This is a genomic window from Candidatus Dormiibacterota bacterium, assembly GCA_035532835.1.
Taxonomy (GTDB): Bacteria; Vulcanimicrobiota; Vulcanimicrobiia; order Vulcanimicrobiales; family Vulcanimicrobiaceae; genus DAHUXY01.
The window spans coordinates 1-18,556 of record DATKQG010000037.1 but is presented as its reverse complement, the minus strand read 5'-3'; the positions used below and the strand labels follow the sequence as shown (position 1 = coordinate 18,556).

Sequence of the window (18,556 nt, the reverse complement as noted above, 5' to 3'; positions counted from 1 at the left end):
CGCTACGGGGTGGTGAGTTGCGGGACCGATTCGCCGTCGAGAAAGACGTGCAGCTGATCGGGTGAAAATTGCAGGCCGCTCCAAAACGCGCCGAACTCACCGTAGCGGGAACTCGCCTCGTCGAAGCGCATTTCGTAGACCAATTTTTTGAACACCAGCGGGTCGTCGGCGTAGAGATCGACGCCCCATTCGTAATCGTCAAATCCGATCGATCCTGAAATCACTTGCGTGACCATCCCCTGATACGAGCGGCCGACTTTGCCGTGTTCGGTCATCAGCTTTGCGCGGTCGGCAAACGGCAGCATGAACCAGTTGTCGTTGCCTTCCCGCTTCTTGTTCATCGGGTAGAAACACACGTAGCGCCGTTGCGGGATACGGGCCCATAGGCGCGGCCCCAGGTACGGGCTCTCGGCCTGCTTGCGCACGAGCTCGTCGAACTGCGCGACCCACTCGGGCATCTGCGGCGTCAAACCGCGCTGGGCCAATTCCGCGTGAATTTTGCCGGTGGCATCGTACATGCCCAGCTCCAACACCGATGCATACGATCCCAGCGGGCTGAGAAACTCGCGCAATTCGAGTTTATCCAGCAACGTCTGCGCGTAGGCCAAGCCGTCGAATTCCCGCGCATAGTGTGTGACCATCAAATCGCCCTTATGCCCGATGATCTGCGCGAGCCCGGCATCCGACTCTTCGCGGGAGCGCAGGTGCTCGATCAAATCGTGGGCGTGGCTCGCGTACCGCGCGCGCCGTTTCTCAGGCAGCGCGTCCCAGCCGCGGCGGTCGAACGCGAACATCCGGTGGAGAATCCACCAGCCCTCGAGCGATTCGGGTACGTTAGGATCGCGCATCTATGCTCCCCGCCGTAACGCCTTGACGCGTTTCATCTCCGCGAGAACCTCGGCTTCCAATGCCTCCGGCCGTTCGCGGTACTTCGCCCAGAGTTGCGGCATGTGCGCGATATCGTCGAGCACGCGCGCGTACACCGCATTGACGGGCGTCGGCACCCCGTGTTCGATGCCGTATCGCGCGACGGCGCCGTTGAGCACGTCGACTTCCGTTTGCGGTTCGCCGCGACGCAGATCGAGCAGCAACGACGGCGCCTTCGTCCCGCGTCCGCTCGCGATGCTGTTCGACATGACGCCGCGCGCGATCGGGCTCGGCAGCGCCGCCGCCGCGAAGAGCGCCTTGACGGGGTAGCGCGGCAGATCGATCGGTGTGAGGCCGAGCGCGTGCATGACCGCGCGTACCTCGCGAATCATGCGAATCTCGAGCGTAAAAATCTTCTCGAAATGCACGAGGCGGTTCGGCAAAACGTTGAGGATCGCGCAACTCGCGTTCGCGACGACGTTGAGCGCGAGCTTGCTCCACTTTAGGGCGCGCCAGTTATCGACGACCTTGACGTTGAGGCCGGTGCTCGCGAAGGTTGCCACGAGCCAGTTGAACGCGCTCGTACCGACCGGCGCAAACGCGAGCCCACCCTCTTTGGTAGCGCTGGCGCGGCCATCGCGATCTCGATCGACTGGCACGGTGAGCGCGGCGGCTACAACGTTGTCGGCCCCGAACGCCTCGGCGAGCCGTTCCTCGTTTCCGATCCCGTTCTGCGGCGAAACGAAAACGCAACGCTCCGGGAAAGCAATCGCCGCGCGCAGGGTCTCGATCGCGCCCGGCGTGTCGTAGGCCTTGGTCGTAACGATGGCCACATCGGCATCGTATCGCGTAACCGCGGCGAGCTCACGCGGAGCGTATGCAACCTCCACCCCGACCGCCGCGAGCATATCGCCCAGATACGTACCGACGGCGCCCTTGCCGACGATGTAAACCTTCATCATGCAACTCCCGTACTGCCGAAACCGCCCGCGCCGCGTACGCTCTGCGGTAAATCCGCTACTTCTTCGAAGCTGGCTCGCGAAACGGGCGCGACGACGAGTTGCGCGATACGGTCGCCGCGCGCGATGGTCACGGGCTCGGCGCCGAGATTGGCCAGCAGCACCTGCACGGGGCCGCGATAATCCGCATCGATCGTACCCGGCGCGTTCAAGCATGTGACGCCGCTGCGCAGCGCGAGGCCGCTACGCGGGCGGATCTGCGCCTCGAAGCCCGGCGGTATCGCCAGTGCGAAGCCGGCCGGCACGAGCGCGCGCGCTCCCGGTAACAGAACCAGTTCGTCGCGCACTGCCGCGTACAGATCGGCACCGGCCGCTAGGTCGCTCATGTAAGTTGGGATCGGCAAGCCTTCCCCTTCGGGTAGGCGCATCAACGCGACCCGGACGCCATTCAACATGTCCAGGGTCATTTGGCGAGCAGTTGCGTGAGTTCTTCTCGAAAGCTTTCGATATCGCGGAATGAGCGATACACGCTCGCAAAGCGGATGTACGCAACCGGGTCGAGGTTCTTGAGCGCCTCCATCAACTTCTCGCCGACCATGGTCGAGGGCACTTCACTCTCGCCGCGCGCGAAGAGCTCGCGTTCGAGATCCGCCGCGACCGCCTCCATCTGGCTCTCGGAGATGGGGCGCTTTTCGCAGGCCTTGCGCAAGCCGCCGAGGATCTTCTCGCGGCTGTATTGCTCGCGCCGCCCGTCTTTCTTGACGACGAAGAGGCGCGGCGATTCCATCCGCTCGTACGTGGTAAAGCGATGCTTGCAGCGCGGGTCTAAACACTCGCGCCGGCGACGGACCACGGTTTCGTCGTCGCGCGAGTCCACCACGCGGGTCTCGCTCTTGCGACAGGTCGGACAGATCAGCGGCCGTTCCTCGAACGGTGCACGAGTGCACCGGGCATACTCCCACATATAGTGGGTACGGATATTATACGACACAATCTGTGCATAAGCAAAAAAGGACCGCGCCGAAACGCAGTCCCTCTGGGCGATGGTGAGATTGGGAGCGAAGGCCGGGTTAGGACGCCGCTCCGATTTTGAACATCTTGGTACCGCATTCAGGGCACTTGCCCTCGGTCGCGGGACGGCCGTTTTTCATCGTAATCTGGACTGCGTCTTTGATTGGGCGCTTCGTTTTACACTTGACGCAATAGGCTTCAGCTGCCACGTGAGGTTCCTCCAGAGCTTGGTCGGGGCCAGGCCGGCCCGTTCGTAAACTGCGGCGGGCTTATTCCCTTGCCTGCGGTCGAATCCCCCTGGGTCACCATTTTGGCCTAGCGAGAGGGTTCCTCGTGCGGGAAGGAGGGGGCGCATGCTGGCCCATTATCTGCCCCTCGCCGAGTTCGAACGCCTGCGCGGCGAACGGGGCCTGGAGCTGACGCTCTCCGGCCTGTGGTGCGCCGGCTCGCCGAAGGCCCTGGCACGCCCGTGCGTTGCGATCGTCGGCACGCGCAGCGCCACGGCGTACGGCCGCCGTATCGCCGGGGAGATAGCCCGCGAGCTCGGCCAGGCCGGGTGCTGCATCCTCTCCGGCCTGGCCCTGGGCATCGACGCCGCCGCCCATGGCGGCGCCCTCGCAGGCGGCACGCCGACCGTCGGCGTGCTCGGCGGGGGCCACCACGCGTTCTTCCCCACGCGTAACCGCGCCTTAGCCGACCGGATGATCGAGCAGGGCGGGGCGGTGCTCTCACCCTACCCGCCCGAGCATGCGCCGCGTCCCGGCCAGTTTCTCGCCCGCAACGGCGTGGTCGCCGCCCTGGCGGACGCGGTCGTCGTGGTCGAGGCACCGGCCCGCAGCGGCGCGATCAACACCGCCCAATGGGCAGCCGGGCGCATCCCCGTGCTGGCGGTGCCCGGCGACGTCGATCGCCCGCACGTTGCCGGCTGCCACGCGCTGATCCGCGACGGCGCCATTCTCGCGCGCGACGCTCGCGACGTCTTGGAAGTGCTGGGGCTGCTCGCTCCGGCCGCGGTCGCGGCGCGGCCCGAGCCGTTGGTACCGCGGGACCCTTTGAGCGCGCGGCTGTTCGAATTGCTGGCACACGGCGAGCGCGATTTGGACGCGCTGCTGGCGCACGCGCAGGCCGACGCTTCCGCGGTCATTGCGGCGCTGGTGCAACTCGAGCTTCTCGGAGCGATCGAGCGTCGCGACGGCAACATCTTCACACGCTCGCGATGAGAACCGCCCGCCGTCTGCTATGCTGCTGGCATGCAGCTCAGGCTCATCGCGGTCGATAAGCTTCGCGCGCGGTACGTCGCGGAGGCCTGTGCCGAATTTCGCAAACGTCTCGCACCGTATTTTCCGTACGAGGAAATCGACGTGCGCCCCGGCGACGGTAGCGCGCCGGCGTCTTCGATGCACGAGGAGGGCGAGCGCATCCTCAAGCTCGTGCGCCCCGACGAGCGGCTGTGGCTACTGGAACGCTGCGGCACCCAACTCACCAGCGAAGCGCTCGCGCGAAAGATCGGCGAGGTCACCCATAGCGGCGCGTCACGCCTGACTTTTGTCATAGCCGGAACCTACGGCGCATCGCCCGCGCTACGCGAGCGCGCCGAATTTCTTTGGTCGCTCTCCAACCTGACCTTCTTGCACGAGTGGGCGCGCATGATCGTGCTGGAACAGCTCTATCGCGCGGCGAAGATCGCTCGCAATGAGCCCTACCACCACTGACCTGATGCTGCCCGAATCCGCGCTCGAAGCGTTCCGCTGCGCGCTTGGCGCCGCCATCGCCGCGCGTTACCCGCAGACGGTCGCCGCGCAGATCGGGTTCGAAGCGCCGCGCCGCCCGGAATTCGGCGATTTTGCCACCAATGCGGCCTTCCCACTCGCAAAGGTCGCGCGAACCGCGCCCAACGCCGTCGCGGAAATTCTCGTCGCCGACGTACGCGCGGCCGCGCCGGATGTCTGCGCGCACTTTAGCTCCATCGAGTCCGTCGCCGGCTTCATCAACCTGCGGCTGACGCCGGCGGTGTGGCAGGCGCAACTCGCCCAGATCGTGCGCGACGCGGAAACGTTTGGGTCGGCGCCGAGCAACGGCACGCGCGTCTCGCTCGAATTCGGCTCCGCCAACCCCACCGGGCCGCTCGTGGTCGTGCAAGGGCGCACGCTTTCGATCGGCGATACGCTCGCGAAAGCGATGCGCATGCGCGGGTACGACGTCTTCACCGAATGGATCGTCAACGATTTCGGCACGCAGGTCGATACCCTCGGGCGCTCGCTCTACGCACGCTACTTGCAGCACTTCGATCCCGCGCATCCGTTTCCCGAAGACGGCTATCCGGGGGAATACCTCTTGCCGATCGCGGCCGATATCGCGCAGCGCGACGCGGAGCGCTGGATCGTCGCTCCGCAGAGTGAGTGGTTGCCGTATTTCTCCCGCCACGGGCTAGAGACGCTGCTCGCTCTGCAGAAGGAAACCGCGCGCCGTTTCGGCGTGCATTACGATCTGTGGCAGAGCGAACGCGCACTGCACGAAAGCGGCCGCGTGCGCGAAGACATCGACCATTTGCGCGAACTCGGTCTCACCTACGAGAGCGAAGGCGCGCTGTTCTTCCGCGCAACCGATTATGGCGACGATAAAGACCGCGTCGTCCTGCGTTCGGACGGGCGTCCGACCTACTACGGTGCCGATGTCGCCTACCATTACGAAAAGCTCAAACGCGCGGATCGCGTCATCGATCTGCTCGGCCCCGATCACCACGGCTACATCGGGCGCCTCAAGGGCCTGGCCACCGCACTAGGCTATCCCGGGCGGCTCGACGTGATGATCGCGCAGCAGATCACGCTGATGCGCGCGGGCGAGCAGGTCAGCATGAGCAAACGCGCCGGCAACATCATCACGCTCGACGATATTCTCGACGAAGTCGGCGTCGACGCCGCGCGGTTCTTCTTCGTTATGCTCGCCACCGACTCGCCGCTCACGTTCGATCTCGCGCTCGCGGTCGAGCAGACCAGCGACAACCCCGTGTACTACGTGCAGTACGGCCACGCGCGCATCGCGTCGGTTCTGCGCAACGCCGATGCGGCCGACGTCGCGTTCGCGCGCTCGGGCGCGCACCTCGACCGCCTCTCGCATGCCGCGGAACTCACGCTGGCCCGGCGGCTGAGCGAGTTGCCGGGCGTCGTTCAGGGCGTGGTGGACCATCTCGCGCCGCACCGGTTGGCGAAATACGCCCGCGATGTGGCGACCGACTTTCATCAATTCTATACCGAGTGCAAGATTCTGGTGGAGGATCGGGAGCTGCGTGTCGCGCGCCTCGCGCTCGCACTCGGAGCAAAGAGCGTGCTCGCACGCGTCCTCGATCTGGTTGGGGTAAGCGCGCCGGAGACCATGTGAGCGCGGTGGCGGCGCTCTGGCTGGTCGGACTGCTCCTCGCAGCTCCCGCCCTGCGAACGAGCGACCGTTACACGCTTGCCGACCGCCTTCGCGATGCGCTCGTCCTGGGCGTAGCGATTCCCGCGACGCTCGGGCTTCTCGCCGTCCTCTACGCAGCGACGTGCTGGTGCCTGCTGATCGCCGCCTTGATCGTCGCGTACCTGCGCGAGCGTGCACGCGGGCCGTCGGCGCCAACGTCCGAGGCTCCCCCGTACCTCATCATCGCCGTCCTCGCGCTATTGGCGTGGCCGCCGCTGATGCGCCCGCCGCTCGACGGCGACACGCTGGCGTACCATCTGCCCAACGCGGCATCGTGGGCGCACGCGCACTCGCTGTGGACGACGCAAACGCGCTACTGGTGGTACCCGTTCGGGAGCGAAGCCTTTGCGAGCGGCATCTATACCACGTCCGGCGCGTTCGCGGTCGGGTGGGCGGGCCTGCTCGCGATGGCGTTGCTCGCTTTTCGCATCGCAACCTGGTGCGTCGAGCGCATCGGGACCTCACCGTTGTTGGCTCAAACGATCGCCTGCGCGACGATTGCGGCGTGGCCGCTTGCGGTGCAAGCCGGCTCGTTACAGAACGATGTTTGGCTGGCCGCCTTTCTCTTAGAACTGCTGTGGGCGAAGGATCGGCCGTTCGAGAGCCGGTCGAGTTCGGCGATCGCAGCTTTGATAAAACCCTACGGATGGCTGCTGGCGCTCCTGGCGTTCCCGGCATCGCGAGCGCGATTCATCCCGATCTTGGGCGTATTGGGCATCGTCCTCGCGCGGATCGTCATCTTGAACCCGCATGCCGACATCACGATCGCGCAGAGCTCGATCGCCACGGCGGCGCAGCAAACGATTCTCGCCCACGGTATCGGCGCGCTCGCCGAGTTGCTCCGCGTCTTTGTGAGCGACGCGCCGTTTGCCGCGCTGGCCGTGTTCGCCGCCCTCTCCGCGCCGTTTTGGAGCGCGAAAGATCGTTGGCTCGGCGCGTATGCGTGGGTTACCGTCATCGTCTTTCTCGCGCTACCGTTTTCGTATGAAAATCAAGTTCCACAGCTCGCGAGCGGGTTGGCCCTCCGCCTTGCAATACCGGCGATCGCAATCGGCGCCTTGGTCCTCGCGCGCATCGGTAAACGTTTCCCTGCCGCCGCGGTCGCCGTCACCCTTGCGGCAACGATCGCCGGCGTTGCGACGATTCTGGCCACCTACTGGAACGACGCTCCAACCAGGTCCGCCCTGGGCGTTGCAGCGATCGCCGTCGGCACGTTCGCTCTGGCCGGCGCGCTACGCCGGGCTTGGCTCGTGCCGGTAGCGCTCGCCTGCGCGATCGGCATCGGCGCGGCGCTGGCCGCGGTTCATCCGGCCGATTACTATGCGGACGCCACCACGCTGGGCGGCGCCCGTTCGAACGTCTTCGCATGGCTGATCGCCGAGCGCCCGGCTCGCGTCGCCACCTGGGGGCTGCGTTCGGGCATCGTGAACGTTCTCTCGCCCTCAACGTCGGTCTACGATGTCAGTGATGCGCTGGCGTGCGTCGAGGCCGGCCGCGATCGCGCGCTCCTGCTGGCATTTGCGGATCGAGATAGCGGGGCGATCTTCGATGTCCCTCGGCGCAAGGCTGCCTTCGCCTGCGGCGCCCCGCTGTACGAGGATGCGCTCGCCGTCGTGGCGCAACCGCGATAGTACGATGGGGAAAAAATACGCCAAGAGCTTACACGACGTTCAAGTTGCGCTCGTCGGACTCCAGCGCCACGCGATCAAACATCAGCTCAAAGTTCTCGCGATCTTCGAGGGCCGCGATAGTAGCGGCAAAGACGGCACGATCAAACGCATTACCGAGCATTTGAGCCCGCGCGAAACGCGCGTCGTCGCGCTCGGCAAGCCGACCGAACGCGAAACCACGCAATGGTATTTCGAACGCTACGTCCCCCATCTCCCGGCCGCGGCCGAAGTCGCGCTGTTCAATCGGAGCTGGTACAACCGCGCCGGCGTCGAGCGCGTCATGGGGTTTTGCACCGACGACGACTACGAGCAGTTTATGGAGACCGTCACGACGTTCGAGTATATGCTCGTGCGCTCGGGCATTCATTTGGTGAAGTACTACCTCGACATCGACAAGGACGAGCAGAAAAAGCGCCTGGAATCGCGCCGCGAAGACCCGCTCAAACAATGGAAGATCAGTCCGATCGACGATGCCGCGATCGACCGCTGGGATGCGTACAGCAAGGCCCGCGACGCGATGTTCGCCCGCACCTCCTCGCCTGCTTCGCCGTGGATCGTCGTGAATGCCAACAACAAAAAGCGGGCGCGGCTCAACGTCATCCGCGACCTGCTCCAGCGCGTCGACCACCACGCGCCTCACCGCGCGGACTTCGAGCCGGATCGCTCGGTCGTGTTCGAATTCGAACCCGCGGCCCTCGAAGACGGCCGCATCGCCAAGTAGGAAAGCTATCGTTTATCGAGTTGCGCGTGCAGCCACGGCGAAACGAAGTAACGCCAGAGGAGCTTGACGAGCGCAGCCGCCGGGATCCCCAAAAGCAAGCCCGGAACGCCGAACAACTCGCCGCCTGCAAAGACCGCGAACATGACGCCGATCGGCGAGACGCCGACCGAATCGCCCATGATCTTCGGCACCAAAATATTATCGCTTACGCGGGCCATGCCGAACGTGATCACCTGAACCCAGAGAATCATCCACCCCCCTTGCGGGGCGCAGAGGATCAGCGCGATCACCTGCACGATCAACATGCCGATGACGGGAATCGAGTACCCCACGAACGTGATGATCCCCAGAATCAGCCAGAGCTTGAAACCGATCAGCGCGCAGAGCGTGCCCACTACCACCCCGGTAATCGCGCTGACGATCACCTGCCCGGAGATGTAACTTCCGAAGACCTGGGTGATCTCGGCCGCGAGGTTGCGCGCCGTACTGCGCCTGCTCTCCGGAAACATCGCGGCGAACCCGTCGGTAATCTGCGAATCGTTGAGCAGGAAGAAAAACGACAGCACGATCGACGAAAACGCCACGAAGAACCCCGTCGCCGTGCTCACCAGAATGCTTCCCACCGAGGAGATCGTGCCGGTTGCAAGGGCGGAGAGACGCTGCGTCCCGAGTTGGCCGAGATCGAACGACGTGCTGGGAATGTGCAGCGCCGGCAAGTGCTCCTGCAGCGATTCTTGCAGAGTCGTAAGCCACGCTTGGAGCGTCGACACATACGTTGGGATGCTTGCAGCGAGTCCCTGGACCTGATTGATCGTCAGCGGCACGATTACCATGACGCCCACGACGATGATTCCCAGCAGGCAGAGAAAGACGATGCTGATCGCCAGCGGTTTGGGCACGCGGCGCAGCTGTAAGTGGACGACGATCGGCTCGACGCCAAACGCGATGAAGGCCGCGATCAAGAAGATCGACATCGTGCGCGGAATATGCGCGGCAAAAATCACCGCCAGGGCCGCCAGCACCACGATCGCCGAGCCCCAGGCGACGCGGCGCCAGGTGGCCCGGGCTATAGCTCTTTGCACAGCAGTCGCCGTTCCGTTACGAAGCCAAAAGTCGCGTAGAGTGCCTGCGCCGCCGCATTCTCTTCGGTCACCATCAGCGCTATATACGGCAGACCTCTGCTCCGAGCCTCATCCTCGGCGGCGCGCATCAACGCCGCTCCCACGCCCTCCCGTCGATGGGCCCGTTCGACGGCCATATACGCGACGAAGGCCTGCGGCTCGCCCGTCACCTCATCCGCAAGCCGATCGAGCAGAAGCAAAAACCCGGCCGGCCTGCCGTCGCGCTCGGCGATCAGGGCCACGTGGGATTGATTCTCCACGATATCGAGTAAGCGATCGTAGCTCTCGAGGACCGCACTCGGCGAGGCGCGGCGCACCGGCGAAACGCTGTCCATCGCGGTGCGTTTTCCCAAGGCCCGGATGAACGCGCGGTCTGCCTCGCCGCCGGCCCGAACGCTCAGGCGCGCCATTGCACGAGAAGCTCTTCGAGGGCGGCCACAAATGCTCGATTCTCCTCGGGCGTGCCGATCGTCACGCGCAGCCAACCCGGCATATGCAGCGCGTCGCCCGACCGCACGATGATGCCGCGCTCGAGCAGCGCTTCGTACGCGCGCGTCGCCTCGACCGGGACTTCGACGGCGATGAAATTCGCTTGGGTTGGGTATGCCCGCAGGCCCAGACGCGCGAATTCGGCCCCGAGATAGGCCTTGCCGGCTTCGTTCAACTCGACGCTGCGGCGCACGAACGCATCGTCCTCGAGCGCTCCCAACGCGCCCAACGCCGCAGGCAACGAGACGTTGAACGGCAGGCGTATGCGGTCGAGCCATCCGATGCTCTCCGCATCGCCGAAGCCGTAACCTACGCGCAAGCTCGCCAAGCCGTAGATTTTCGACATCGTTCGCAGCACCAGCGTTTTAGGACGCCGCTTGATAAAGGCCGTTACGTCCGGCGCATCGGCATCCATATACTCGCTGTACGCGCGATCGATGACGAGCGTCACATGGCTCGGAAGGCGCGCCAGAAGCATCTCCCACTGCGCGCCGTCCAGCGAGGTGCCGGTCGGATTGTTCGGATCGCATAGAAACATCAACGCGGTGCGTTCGGTAACGGCTGCCAGCATCGCCTCGAGATCGTGTTTGCCTTCGACGAGCGGAACTTCGACGGCCGCGGCCCCGCGCACGAGCGTGGCCAGGCGGTACAGCTGAAACGACGGGGTTGCCATCACGGCTTGCAGGCCCGGTTCGAGCAACATCTCCGCGATCAAACCCACCAATTCGTTGCTGCCGTGCCCGAGCACGACGTTCTCGGCACTCAGCCCGTAGCGGCCGGCGAGCGCGGTCTTTAATTCCAGGTGCGCGTCGTCGAGGTACAGGTGCAATCCATCGAGATGCTGGAGTGCCGCCAGCGCCTTGGGCGAACTTCCGAGCGGATTTTCGTTCGATGCGAGCTTGATAATCCGTTCCAGGCCGAAACGCTTGCGCACCTCTTCGATCGACGTTCCGGCTTTGTATGGAGCGAGCGCGCGCACGACGGAGCGGGTCATCGCACGCGCCTACGCTCGCCGCGACCCGGGGTCGTCGATCGGCGCACCCGACGCGCACTGCGGGCACTCGGCGGGATCGTATGAAACGATCGGCAGATCGAGCAGCGCGTGCGTCGGCACGCCGAAATCCGCATCGCCGCGCTTGACGATGATGCCGACGCCCGCGACGTGCGCTCCGTGGCCGCGCACCACGTCGATCACCTCACGCACCGACATGCCGGTCGTAACGACGTCCTCGACGATCAGGACGCGATCGTCGGCGTTGAGTTGAAAATTGCGGCGCAGCTTCGGGACGCCGTCCTCTTTTTCGACGAAGAGCGCCAGCGTGCCGAGTTGTCGCGCAACTTCGTAGCCCAAAACGATGCCGCCCACCGCCGCGCTCACCACGACCGTCGGGCGAACCGAGCGAAACGCCCCGGCGATGCCGCGCGCGACCTCCTCGACCAAACGGGGGTCTTCCAAAATGCGGAATTTCTGAACGAAGCGATTGCTATGGCGGCCGGAGCTGAGGCGAAAGTGGCCGTCCAATAACGCACCGCGTTCGTGGAGCGCGCGCGAGAGATCGAAAGTTGACATCCTGATTCCTTGGATTAGGCGAGTGCCGGGGACATCTCGGCGAGGATCGCACGCGCGGCGTGCAGCGGATCCGGCGCCTGAGTGATCGGGCGGCCGACGACCAGATAGTCCGCACCGACCGCTACCGCCTGCGCCGGCGTGACGACCCGCTTCTGGTCGCCGTGGCTTGCTTGGCGCGGGCGAATTCCGGGCGTGAGCGTGAGAAAATCTTCGCCGAAGAAGTTCTTGAGATCCGCGACTTCGTGCGCGCTGCAGACCACGCCGGAGCAGCCCGCGTCGCGGGCGAGCGCCGCAAGCCGCGTCGCGTTTTCGCCGATGCCTCCGCTCAAGCCGAGTTCGCCGAGGTCCTCATGCGCCAGGCTCGTCAAGATCGTGACCGCGAAGATGTGCGGGCGCGAGATCCCGAGTTCGTCGGCCCGCGCATCCGCGCTCTCGACCGCCGCTCGCATCATCTCCAGCCCGCCTAACGCGTGCACGTTGATGATGTGCGCGCCGGGCCGCACGAGTTGCCGGATCGCCGCGCCGACCGTGCGCGGAATATCGTGCAATTTCACATCGACGAAGTAGCGGACGTCGCGGGCTTGCAGATACGAGAAAATCCGCTCCGGATATCCGCAGAGCGCTTCGAGACCGATTTTGAAGATGACGTCGAGTTCGTAGAGCTGGTCGATGAGCGCCTCGGCCTGTTCGGGCCCCGGCACGTCCAATGCGACGATCAACTGGCTCATAGCGTTATCCCTCATCCCCTTCATACTGTTGCGCGTTTGCGAAACCGACGTTGGCTCTGCCTACGATGGACGAGAGCGAACGAAGGTTGCGTTGGGCGAGATAGGCTCGCAGTTCCTCGACGATCCGCACCGGCACCCGAGGATCGGTGAAGTTCGCCGTTCCGATGCTCACCGCGCTCGCGCCGGCGAGGAAGAACTCGAGCGCGTCGCTCGTGGTTTCGATCCCGCCCTGGCCGATAATCGGAATCGTGACCGCGCGCGCAACCTCGTACACCGCGAGAACGGCGATCGGCCGGATTGCCGGCCCGGAGAGACCCCCCGTGACATTCCCCAAGCGCGGGCGCCAGGTTTCAACATCGATGGCCATACCGCGCACCGTGTTGATCACCGCCAAGGCGTCGGCCCCGGCAGATTGCGCCTCGCGCGCGATCGATGCGATGTCGGTCACGTTGGGCGAGAGTTTGACGATCAGCGTTTTGTCCGTTACCTCGCGCGCCGCTCGTACCACTTTGCCCGTTAGGCGCGGATCGCACGCGAAGGTTTCGCCCTCGCTCGCGACGTTCGGGCACGAGATGTTTAACTCGATCGCCGCGATCTCCGAACGCTGCCCGAGCATTTCGCACACGTACGCGTAGTCGTCCACCGAGAATCCGGCAACGCTCCCGACGATCGTACACGGACGGCCGGCAAACTTCGCGACGTCGTGTTCGAGATACCACTCGATGCCGGGGTTCTGCAACCCGATCGCGTTGAGCATCCCGGCCGGCGTATGCACCAATCGCGGCGTCGGGTTCCCAAGACGCGGGTGCCGCGTGACGCTCTTGAGAACGACCGCGCCGATTTTCGCGAGATCGACGAACGGTGCGAACTCCTCTCCCGAGCCGTAACATCCACTTCCCATGAGGGTTGGATATGCGAGCGTCAGGGAGCCGATCTTCGTCGTAAGATCGACATCGCGCAGGTCGTTTGCGCCTACCATCGTAGCTCGTGCGCCCAAAAGACGGGGCCCTCTTTACAGATGCGCGCGTAGACCACGTCGCTGCCGCCGCGCTCGAGCGGTGGAAAGCTGGGTGCTTGCGCGCTCGTCCCGATCAACGGCACCACGCAACCCCAACAGCCGCCGACGCCGCACGCAAACGTTTCCTCGAGTGAGAGTTGCGCTCGTACGCCGAGCGTTTCGGCAACGCGTGCGACGGCGCGCAGCATCGGCGTCGGGCCGCACGCCAGGATGAGGCCCGGCGGGTCGGCCCCTTCGAGCGCCTGCGTGATGTAACCATGGTGCCCCAAACTCCCGTCGTCGGTCGCGAGAATCACTTCGCAGCCTTCGCGCTCGAAACGTTCGCGCTCCACGAGCAGTTCGCGATTGCGCGCGCCGTAGAAGAGGCGCACGCGCGCTCCCGCGGCGAGCAGCGTTTGTGCGGGCAGCAGCACCGATGCGATGCCCACGCCGCCGGCGACGATCGCGACGTCGCGCGGATTTGAAGATAGATCGAACCCGTTCCCGAGCGGCCCCGTCAACGATAGGCTGTCGCCCGGGCGCAACCCGGCAAGTTCGGTCGTTCGCTTACCCACAACGAAGAAGAGCAAGCTGCCCCGCGTTCCTTGCGCTTCGTAGATGCCGAGCGCCGTCGATGCGACTTCTCCACTAGGCGGAACGGCCATCACATACTGCCCCGGACGCGTCACAGCGACCAGCGCGGGCGCGTCGAAACCAATGAGAACGACGTTCGCTGCGAGTTCGCGACGGTCGATAATTGTCGCATCGAAGGTGCCGCATGGCGACGCGGTGGTGGTCATAATGGCACACTTTCACCAAACATTAAAAAAACTCCGGGCCAAAAGCTGAACCATTGGTATGAAACAGCCGTTATAGAGAACAGAGACAAAACTCTGAAAGGAGGGTCCGCAGATGGCAGGTGTGATGGTTTTCAAATCACTCGCTGACGCGTTGCGTGCCGGATACCAGGTTTACGACCGCACGTCGGACGGATACCTCGTTCGGACACGAACGTCGGCCGGCTGGGCAATCGCGCTGGTCGCGTGTAAGTAAACCCAGAGTAAGCAGCAGCTGGAAAGGAGCCGCCGGCAAATGTCGGCGGCTCCTTTCTTATGGCCTCACGCGGGTTAGCGATAATCCGGGGGCTGAGCCGGTTTCTCGATCTCCGGCGTCGGGCCGGGGCGCCATCCCGCGGGGCCGGCCGGGGGCGGGGACGGTGGCGGCGGCGGCGGCGTGGCACCGGGCTGGGCCCGGGGACCGAAGTGCATCGAGGGATCGTTCGGACGCGGGCCGCGCATGAACATCGGCGGCACCTGCGCTCCGTTGAGGAGGGCGTTGATGATCTGGGCGATGCCCACGAACATCGGAATCAATCCACCCAGAATCCACGGGCCGGGCTCGTGGCTGATGAACGAGAGGCCGATCAGCAAGGCCAGGCCGACGAGCGTGAGCCGAATCCCCTTGCTCATCTGCGTCTGTGCGTAGAAACTCGGGTCGCCGCCGTACGGCGGCGGCATCCCCGGAGGCGGTACGCCCGGGCCCGGCGGCGGGACGTCGCCCATACCCTGCGCCCACGCGTCGAAGCGGCGGCCGTAGCGCGAACCGCCTAGGCCGCCCGGCGGCGGCACGATGCCTCGCCGAATCATCTCCATTCGCTCCTGGTGAGCCAGCACGCGAGAGATCACCCACGCGGCGACCGGCGCACCGAAGAGAAAGACGATGCCGAAAAGGGGAACGAGGTCATGCATGATTAGGGCGCTCCGTTCGTCGTGATATGGATGGATCCGTCGCCGCTCGATACGTTCAAGCTGCTCGATCCGTCGCCGACGCGCAGCTGCTGTTGATTGCCGCCATCGTTGTGGAACGATTGGCCGTCCAACGTCATGCTGCCGTCATCGGTGTGGGCGGCGATCGTCGCGTTGCTGCCCGAAGCAAGCGCGAGACCGATGCTTCCGTCGCCACTAGAGATTTCGTAGGTTCCCGAACCGGGAAAGAGGCCGTCCACCCGCACGGATCCGTCGCCCGAATGCACGGTCGCACGCGGCGCCGAACCGTTGAGGACGATGCCCTGCGCATGAATGCTGCCGTCGCCGGTTTTCGCCGTCAGCGCATTCGCCGTGACGTCCGTAAGATGCAAGCTTCCGTCGTCGCTCGAAATCTCGAGCGTGCCGCCACGAACGCGCCGCAATTCGACCCGGCCGTCGTTGCTATGCGCGCTGACGTTTCCGCTCGAATCGGCGATGGAGATCGAGCCGTCGATCGAGGTGGCGCTCACGCCGTTCGTGATGCCGTTGACGCCGGCGCCCGAGCAGCGGGCGATCTGCACGCTCGATCCGCTCGGGACTTGGACGTCGATCCCCCGCTCGTCGTCCATGAAAAATCCAAAGAATCCGAGGTGATAGGAGGGCCGCACTATGCGCACGCCGTCGGCGCTTCGCGTCACCGTTAAGGCTGGAATATGCGCCGCATCGCTGCCCCACGTTAGCCCGCTGAAGTGCGTGCGATCCTGCACGTGGACGAGGCCGTCGCGCGACGGGCTCACCGTCACACGCGACTGCGGATCGTCGATATAGACTGCAGGCGCATTCCCGGCGGCCAGCGGTGCGATGGGATGCGCGCCCGGTACCGTCTGCGCCGGCGAGTAGCCGGCGCTTCCAGTCCAGCTCCACAGGCTGTGCCCCGAAAGGACGAACGCGGCCATGCCGAGGATCACCACCTCAACAGCGGCGAGCATCGCGATCAAAGCGAACCGGCGCGATTGCATTTGCATCATCTTCTTTCCCTTCGGCTAGAGCCGCGGCCCCCAACCGTCGAAGGTGGGACGCAGCGATTGCGCGGCGTCGCGGCGATCCGGCAACGAGACCGTGGGCCGGGCTTCATGTGGGAGCGATGTCTTGGGGATGGTAACCATGGCGGTCGAGTGCCTCCGAAACGAATTTCCTGCCTGACTTACGCCGGGGCGCAGGACTTGTTTCATAGGGGGTGGCGAAACATCGCGGTGGGACAGGCCGTATCACCGGCGTGTCGGCAGCTCTCGCGGAGGCACCCCGAATAGAACGGTTACCCTCCGGGCCGGAAGACGGCGATCTCGTGACCATGACGCTCGGCGGCAACCCCGACGCGTTTGCCACGCTCGTCGAACGTTACGACCGCGCCGTCTACCACCTCGCCTATCGCACCCTGCACGACGTCGAAGAAGCTCGCGACGTCGCTCAGGAATCGTTCTTCAAGGCGTTCCGCTCCTTGCGAACCTTCAAACCGGGGGCGAAGTTTTCGACCTGGATTTTCGCGATCGCCTATCACGCATGTTGCGACCGATTGAACCGTCGCAAGCGTTATAGTAATGAGGAGCTTCCCGAGCGAGCCGACGCAAGCGCCGGGCCCGAGCACCAGGCGATCGCCGGCGACGATGCCCGGCGGCTCCGGGCCGCGATCGACGCGCTGCCGGAGAAATATCGCAGCGTGATTACGCTCTACCACCTTCAGGGTAAACAGTACGAAGAGATCGCACAGGTACTGGGACTCCCGATGGGAACGGTAAAAACCCACTTATTCCGAGCCAAGGAGCACCTGCGAAAGCTCCTCGTCGGAGCGGAGGTAATGGAATGAACGGCCACTATAACGACGACGACCTGGATCTGGCGCTCTTTGCCCTCGAACTCGAAGAGCCCCCGACGGACTTGCGCGCGTCGATCTTGGCCGCAACGGTCTACCGGCCGGCTCCGATGTTCTCGCGCGCCGAAATCGTCGCCCTTGCCTTCATCACCACCGCGATCGTGGCCCTGATCGGCTTCGTCATCGCGGGCGGCGGTACGCTCTTCGCAAATTCGGTGCAAGCCCTCGAGACCGGTTTGGTGCAGACGTTCTCGAACTACACCACGCTCGGATGGCTCGCCGTGGGCGGCGCCACCGCGATCTGGCTCTCACTTTTCACCGGATTCCAATCGTTTCCGGCATCCGCCAGCAAGGTCGGCGAGACTAGCACCCGCTAATTCGTCGGCATGACGATGCCGGCAAGCCCTTTCAAGATTCTGGTTATCGAAGACGACGCCGCGATCGGCCGCGTCCTCCAGCTCGAGCTCGAGCATGAGGGGTATGCGGTCGAGGTGGCTCGCGACGGCCTGGCGGGCCTCGAAAAGGCCCTCAAAGAACCCGACCTCGTGATCCTCGACCTCATGCTTCCGCGCATGGACGGCATCGAGGTATGCAAGCGCATCCGCGTCAAGAGCGCCGTTCCGATCATCATGCTCACCGCCAAGGATCGCGTGCCGGATCGCGTCGAGGGGCTCGACGTGGGAGCCGACGACTACATGGTCAAGCCGTTTGCCACCGAAGAGCTGCTCGCCCGGGTGCGGGCGCGGCTGCGCGAACGTCTGCCGAAAACCAACGTCATCTCCTATCGCGACGTAGTGATGGATCGCGATCGGCACGAGGTGAGCCGCGCGGGGCAAGCCATTTCGCTAACGGCCAAAGAGTATGCCTTGCTCGAATACCTCTTGCTCCATCGCAATAAAGTGCATACGCGCGACGAACTCTTCAACGGCGTTTGGGGGAGCGATTTCTTGGGCGACTCGAATTTGATCGACGTCTACATTCGTTACCTTCGCACCAAAATCGACGAAGGTTACGAGCACAAGCTCATCGCAACCGTGCGCGGTGTCGGCTATACCATCAAAGATTAGCGCGCCGGTGCAGCGCACGCGCGGTTCGCTGCGATGGCGCATCGCGATTTCCTATGCCGCGCTCTTGATCGGCGTGCTCGCGCTTGCCGGCGGGATCCTGATCTGGCGGTTCCAAACGATCCTGCTGCAGGAAGCGCACGCCCGCGTCGAAGCGACGATGCGAGAGATCACCGCCGCGGCCGCGCCGCAGTCCAATCCCTTTGGATTCGTCGACGCTTCGGGGACGTTCGCGATGCTTCTGGGCAGCAACAGCCTCTCCACGTGGGAATCGCCGTCGAGTTTCGT

Annotated in this window: 24 protein-coding genes; 9 read left to right on the top strand and 15 right to left on the bottom strand. The window is 64.6% G+C overall.

Annotation, left to right across the window (positions count from 1 at the left end; translation table 11 throughout):
* Positions 1 to 2: 2 nt before the first annotated feature.
* The 5 genes from hemQ to VMW12_05095 form a co-directional block, all read right to left on the bottom strand.
* On the bottom strand, positions 3 to 848 hold the full coding sequence (gene hemQ / locus VMW12_05115) for a hydrogen peroxide-dependent heme synthase (protein HUZ49108.1): 846 nt from the start codon (positions 846 to 848) through the stop codon (positions 3 to 5).
* Positions 849 to 1,829 carry a ketopantoate reductase C-terminal domain-containing protein gene (locus VMW12_05110; protein HUZ49107.1) on the bottom strand — a complete coding sequence of 327 codons (981 nt, stop codon included), beginning with the start codon at positions 1,827 to 1,829 and terminating at the stop codon, positions 849 to 851.
* Entirely contained in the window at positions 1,826 to 2,281 is a 456-nt protein-coding gene (dut, locus tag VMW12_05105; protein HUZ49106.1) for a dUTP diphosphatase, read from the bottom strand. The genes VMW12_05110 and dut overlap by 4 nt, the downstream gene beginning before the upstream one ends.
* An 8-nt stretch (positions 2,282 to 2,289) precedes the next feature.
* A complete protein-coding gene (gene nrdR / locus VMW12_05100; GenBank protein ID HUZ49105.1) occupies positions 2,290 to 2,790 on the bottom strand; it encodes a transcriptional regulator NrdR in 501 nt (166 codons plus the stop codon).
* 106 nt (positions 2,791 to 2,896) lie between these two features.
* Positions 2,897 to 3,046 carry a DUF5679 domain-containing protein gene (locus tag VMW12_05095; protein HUZ49104.1) on the bottom strand — a complete coding sequence of 50 codons (150 nt, stop codon included), beginning with the start codon at positions 3,044 to 3,046 and terminating at the stop codon, positions 2,897 to 2,899.
* Between the two features lie 144 nt (positions 3,047 to 3,190).
* Here VMW12_05095 and VMW12_05090 point away from each other — a divergent pair, with 144 nt between their 5' ends.
* From VMW12_05090 to ppk2, 5 genes are read left to right on the top strand one after another with little or no spacing between them, the layout of a single operon-like run.
* Positions 3,191 to 4,057, top strand: coding sequence for a DNA-processing protein DprA (locus VMW12_05090; protein ID HUZ49103.1), 867 nt, complete (start codon positions 3,191 to 3,193; stop codon positions 4,055 to 4,057).
* Between the two features lie 30 nt (positions 4,058 to 4,087).
* A complete protein-coding gene (locus tag VMW12_05085; protein ID HUZ49102.1) occupies positions 4,088 to 4,549 on the top strand; it encodes a 23S rRNA (pseudouridine(1915)-N(3))-methyltransferase RlmH in 462 nt (153 codons plus the stop codon).
* Complete coding sequence (gene argS, locus VMW12_05080) at positions 4,530 to 6,215, top strand: arginine--tRNA ligase (protein ID HUZ49101.1); 1,686 nt, start codon at positions 4,530 to 4,532, stop codon at positions 6,213 to 6,215. Before VMW12_05085 ends, argS begins: the two co-directional genes overlap by 20 nt.
* Positions 6,212 to 7,924, top strand: a complete 1,713-nt coding sequence (locus VMW12_05075) for a hypothetical protein (GenBank protein HUZ49100.1) — start codon at positions 6,212 to 6,214, stop codon at positions 7,922 to 7,924. Before argS ends, VMW12_05075 begins: the two co-directional genes overlap by 4 nt.
* Positions 7,925 to 7,928: 4 nt before the next feature.
* The gene (gene ppk2, locus VMW12_05070) at positions 7,929 to 8,684 is read left to right on the top strand and encodes a polyphosphate kinase 2 (protein ID HUZ49099.1); all 756 of its coding nucleotides are present in this window, start codon (positions 7,929 to 7,931) and stop codon (positions 8,682 to 8,684) included.
* 5 nt (positions 8,685 to 8,689) lie between these two features.
* Here ppk2 and VMW12_05065 read toward each other — a convergent pair whose 3' ends face one another.
* From VMW12_05065 to VMW12_05020, 10 genes are all read right to left on the bottom strand, one after another.
* A complete protein-coding gene (locus VMW12_05065) occupies positions 8,690 to 9,766 on the bottom strand; it encodes an AI-2E family transporter (protein ID HUZ49098.1) in 1,077 nt (358 codons plus the stop codon).
* Positions 9,751 to 10,215: a GNAT family N-acetyltransferase gene (locus VMW12_05060; protein ID HUZ49097.1), complete on the bottom strand. Its 465-nt coding sequence runs from the start codon at positions 10,213 to 10,215 to the stop codon at positions 9,751 to 9,753. Before VMW12_05060 ends, VMW12_05065 begins: the two co-directional genes overlap by 16 nt.
* Entirely contained in the window at positions 10,203 to 11,288 is a 1,086-nt protein-coding gene (hisC, locus tag VMW12_05055) for a histidinol-phosphate transaminase (GenBank protein HUZ49096.1), read from the bottom strand. Before hisC ends, VMW12_05060 begins: the two co-directional genes overlap by 13 nt.
* A 9-nt stretch (positions 11,289 to 11,297) precedes the next feature.
* Positions 11,298 to 11,864, bottom strand: a complete 567-nt coding sequence (pyrE, locus tag VMW12_05050) for an orotate phosphoribosyltransferase (protein HUZ49095.1) — start codon at positions 11,862 to 11,864, stop codon at positions 11,298 to 11,300.
* Positions 11,865 to 11,878: 14 nt separating this feature from the next.
* Positions 11,879 to 12,592: an orotidine-5'-phosphate decarboxylase gene (gene pyrF / locus VMW12_05045; protein ID HUZ49094.1), complete on the bottom strand. Its 714-nt coding sequence runs from the start codon at positions 12,590 to 12,592 to the stop codon at positions 11,879 to 11,881.
* A 4-nt stretch (positions 12,593 to 12,596) separates the two neighbouring features.
* Positions 12,597 to 13,571, bottom strand: a complete 975-nt coding sequence (locus tag VMW12_05040) for a dihydroorotate dehydrogenase (protein HUZ49093.1) — start codon at positions 13,569 to 13,571, stop codon at positions 12,597 to 12,599.
* On the bottom strand, positions 13,565 to 14,389 hold the full coding sequence (locus VMW12_05035) for a dihydroorotate dehydrogenase electron transfer subunit (GenBank protein HUZ49092.1): 825 nt from the start codon (positions 14,387 to 14,389) through the stop codon (positions 13,565 to 13,567). Before VMW12_05035 ends, VMW12_05040 begins: the two co-directional genes overlap by 7 nt.
* 327 nt (positions 14,390 to 14,716) lie before the next feature.
* Positions 14,717 to 15,337 carry a hypothetical protein gene (locus VMW12_05030; protein ID HUZ49091.1) on the bottom strand — a complete coding sequence of 207 codons (621 nt, stop codon included), beginning with the start codon at positions 15,335 to 15,337 and terminating at the stop codon, positions 14,717 to 14,719.
* 2 nt (positions 15,338 to 15,339) lie between these two features.
* Entirely contained in the window at positions 15,340 to 16,362 is a 1,023-nt protein-coding gene (locus VMW12_05025) for a DUF4097 family beta strand repeat-containing protein (GenBank protein HUZ49090.1), read from the bottom strand.
* Positions 16,363 to 16,377: 15 nt separating this feature from the next.
* Positions 16,378 to 16,500, bottom strand: coding sequence for a hypothetical protein (locus VMW12_05020; protein ID HUZ49089.1), 123 nt, complete (start codon positions 16,498 to 16,500; stop codon positions 16,378 to 16,380).
* 110 nt (positions 16,501 to 16,610) lie between these two features.
* Here VMW12_05020 and VMW12_05015 point away from each other — a divergent pair, with 110 nt between their 5' ends.
* The 4 genes from VMW12_05015 to VMW12_05000 form a co-directional block, all read left to right on the top strand.
* Positions 16,611 to 17,198 carry a sigma-70 family RNA polymerase sigma factor gene (locus VMW12_05015; GenBank protein HUZ49088.1) on the top strand — a complete coding sequence of 196 codons (588 nt, stop codon included), beginning with the start codon at positions 16,611 to 16,613 and terminating at the stop codon, positions 17,196 to 17,198.
* Positions 17,195 to 17,581 (top strand): hypothetical protein, encoded by a 387-nt coding sequence (locus tag VMW12_05010; protein ID HUZ49087.1) that lies wholly within the window; start codon positions 17,195 to 17,197, stop codon positions 17,579 to 17,581. The genes VMW12_05015 and VMW12_05010 overlap by 4 nt, the downstream gene beginning before the upstream one ends.
* Positions 17,582 to 17,596: 15 nt before the next feature.
* Positions 17,597 to 18,271, top strand: coding sequence for a response regulator transcription factor (locus VMW12_05005; GenBank protein ID HUZ49086.1), 675 nt, complete (start codon positions 17,597 to 17,599; stop codon positions 18,269 to 18,271).
* A gap of 7 nt (positions 18,272 to 18,278) precedes the next feature.
* The coding region (locus VMW12_05000) for a hypothetical protein (GenBank protein HUZ49085.1) at positions 18,279 to 18,556 on the top strand (278 nt) is incomplete at its 3' end.

Excerpts from the sequence above, each read along its gene's own strand:
- hemQ (HUZ49108.1), bottom strand. The coding sequence starts at position 848 with ATGCGCGATCCTAACGTACCCGAATCGCTCGAGGGCTGGTGGATTCTC.
- VMW12_05110 (HUZ49107.1), bottom strand. The coding sequence starts at position 1,829 with ATGATGAAGGTTTACATCGTCGGCAAGGGCGCCGTCGGTACGTATCTG.
- dut (HUZ49106.1), bottom strand. The coding sequence starts at position 2,281 with ATGTTGAATGGCGTCCGGGTCGCGTTGATGCGCCTACCCGAAGGGGAA.
- nrdR (HUZ49105.1), bottom strand. The coding sequence starts at position 2,790 with ATGTGGGAGTATGCCCGGTGCACTCGTGCACCGTTCGAGGAACGGCCG.
- VMW12_05090 (HUZ49103.1), top strand. The coding sequence starts at position 3,191 with ATGCTGGCCCATTATCTGCCCCTCGCCGAGTTCGAACGCCTGCGCGGC.
- VMW12_05085 (HUZ49102.1), top strand. The coding sequence starts at position 4,088 with ATGCAGCTCAGGCTCATCGCGGTCGATAAGCTTCGCGCGCGGTACGTC.
- argS (HUZ49101.1), top strand. The coding sequence starts at position 4,530 with ATGAGCCCTACCACCACTGACCTGATGCTGCCCGAATCCGCGCTCGAA.
- ppk2 (HUZ49099.1), top strand. The coding sequence starts at position 7,929 with ATGGGGAAAAAATACGCCAAGAGCTTACACGACGTTCAAGTTGCGCTC.
- VMW12_05060 (HUZ49097.1), bottom strand. The coding sequence starts at position 10,215 with ATGGCGCGCCTGAGCGTTCGGGCCGGCGGCGAGGCAGACCGCGCGTTC.
- hisC (HUZ49096.1), bottom strand. The coding sequence starts at position 11,288 with ATGACCCGCTCCGTCGTGCGCGCGCTCGCTCCATACAAAGCCGGAACG.
- pyrE (HUZ49095.1), bottom strand. The coding sequence starts at position 11,864 with ATGTCAACTTTCGATCTCTCGCGCGCGCTCCACGAACGCGGTGCGTTA.
- pyrF (HUZ49094.1), bottom strand. The coding sequence starts at position 12,592 with ATGAGCCAGTTGATCGTCGCATTGGACGTGCCGGGGCCCGAACAGGCC.
- VMW12_05040 (HUZ49093.1), bottom strand. The coding sequence starts at position 13,571 with ATGGTAGGCGCAAACGACCTGCGCGATGTCGATCTTACGACGAAGATC.
- VMW12_05035 (HUZ49092.1), bottom strand. The coding sequence starts at position 14,389 with ATGACCACCACCGCGTCGCCATGCGGCACCTTCGATGCGACAATTATC.
- VMW12_05030 (HUZ49091.1), bottom strand. The coding sequence starts at position 15,337 with ATGCATGACCTCGTTCCCCTTTTCGGCATCGTCTTTCTCTTCGGTGCG.
- VMW12_05025 (HUZ49090.1), bottom strand. The coding sequence starts at position 16,362 with ATGATGCAAATGCAATCGCGCCGGTTCGCTTTGATCGCGATGCTCGCC.
- VMW12_05020 (HUZ49089.1), bottom strand. The coding sequence starts at position 16,500 with ATGGTTACCATCCCCAAGACATCGCTCCCACATGAAGCCCGGCCCACG.
- VMW12_05010 (HUZ49087.1), top strand. The coding sequence starts at position 17,195 with ATGAACGGCCACTATAACGACGACGACCTGGATCTGGCGCTCTTTGCC.
- VMW12_05005 (HUZ49086.1), top strand. The coding sequence starts at position 17,597 with ATGCCGGCAAGCCCTTTCAAGATTCTGGTTATCGAAGACGACGCCGCG.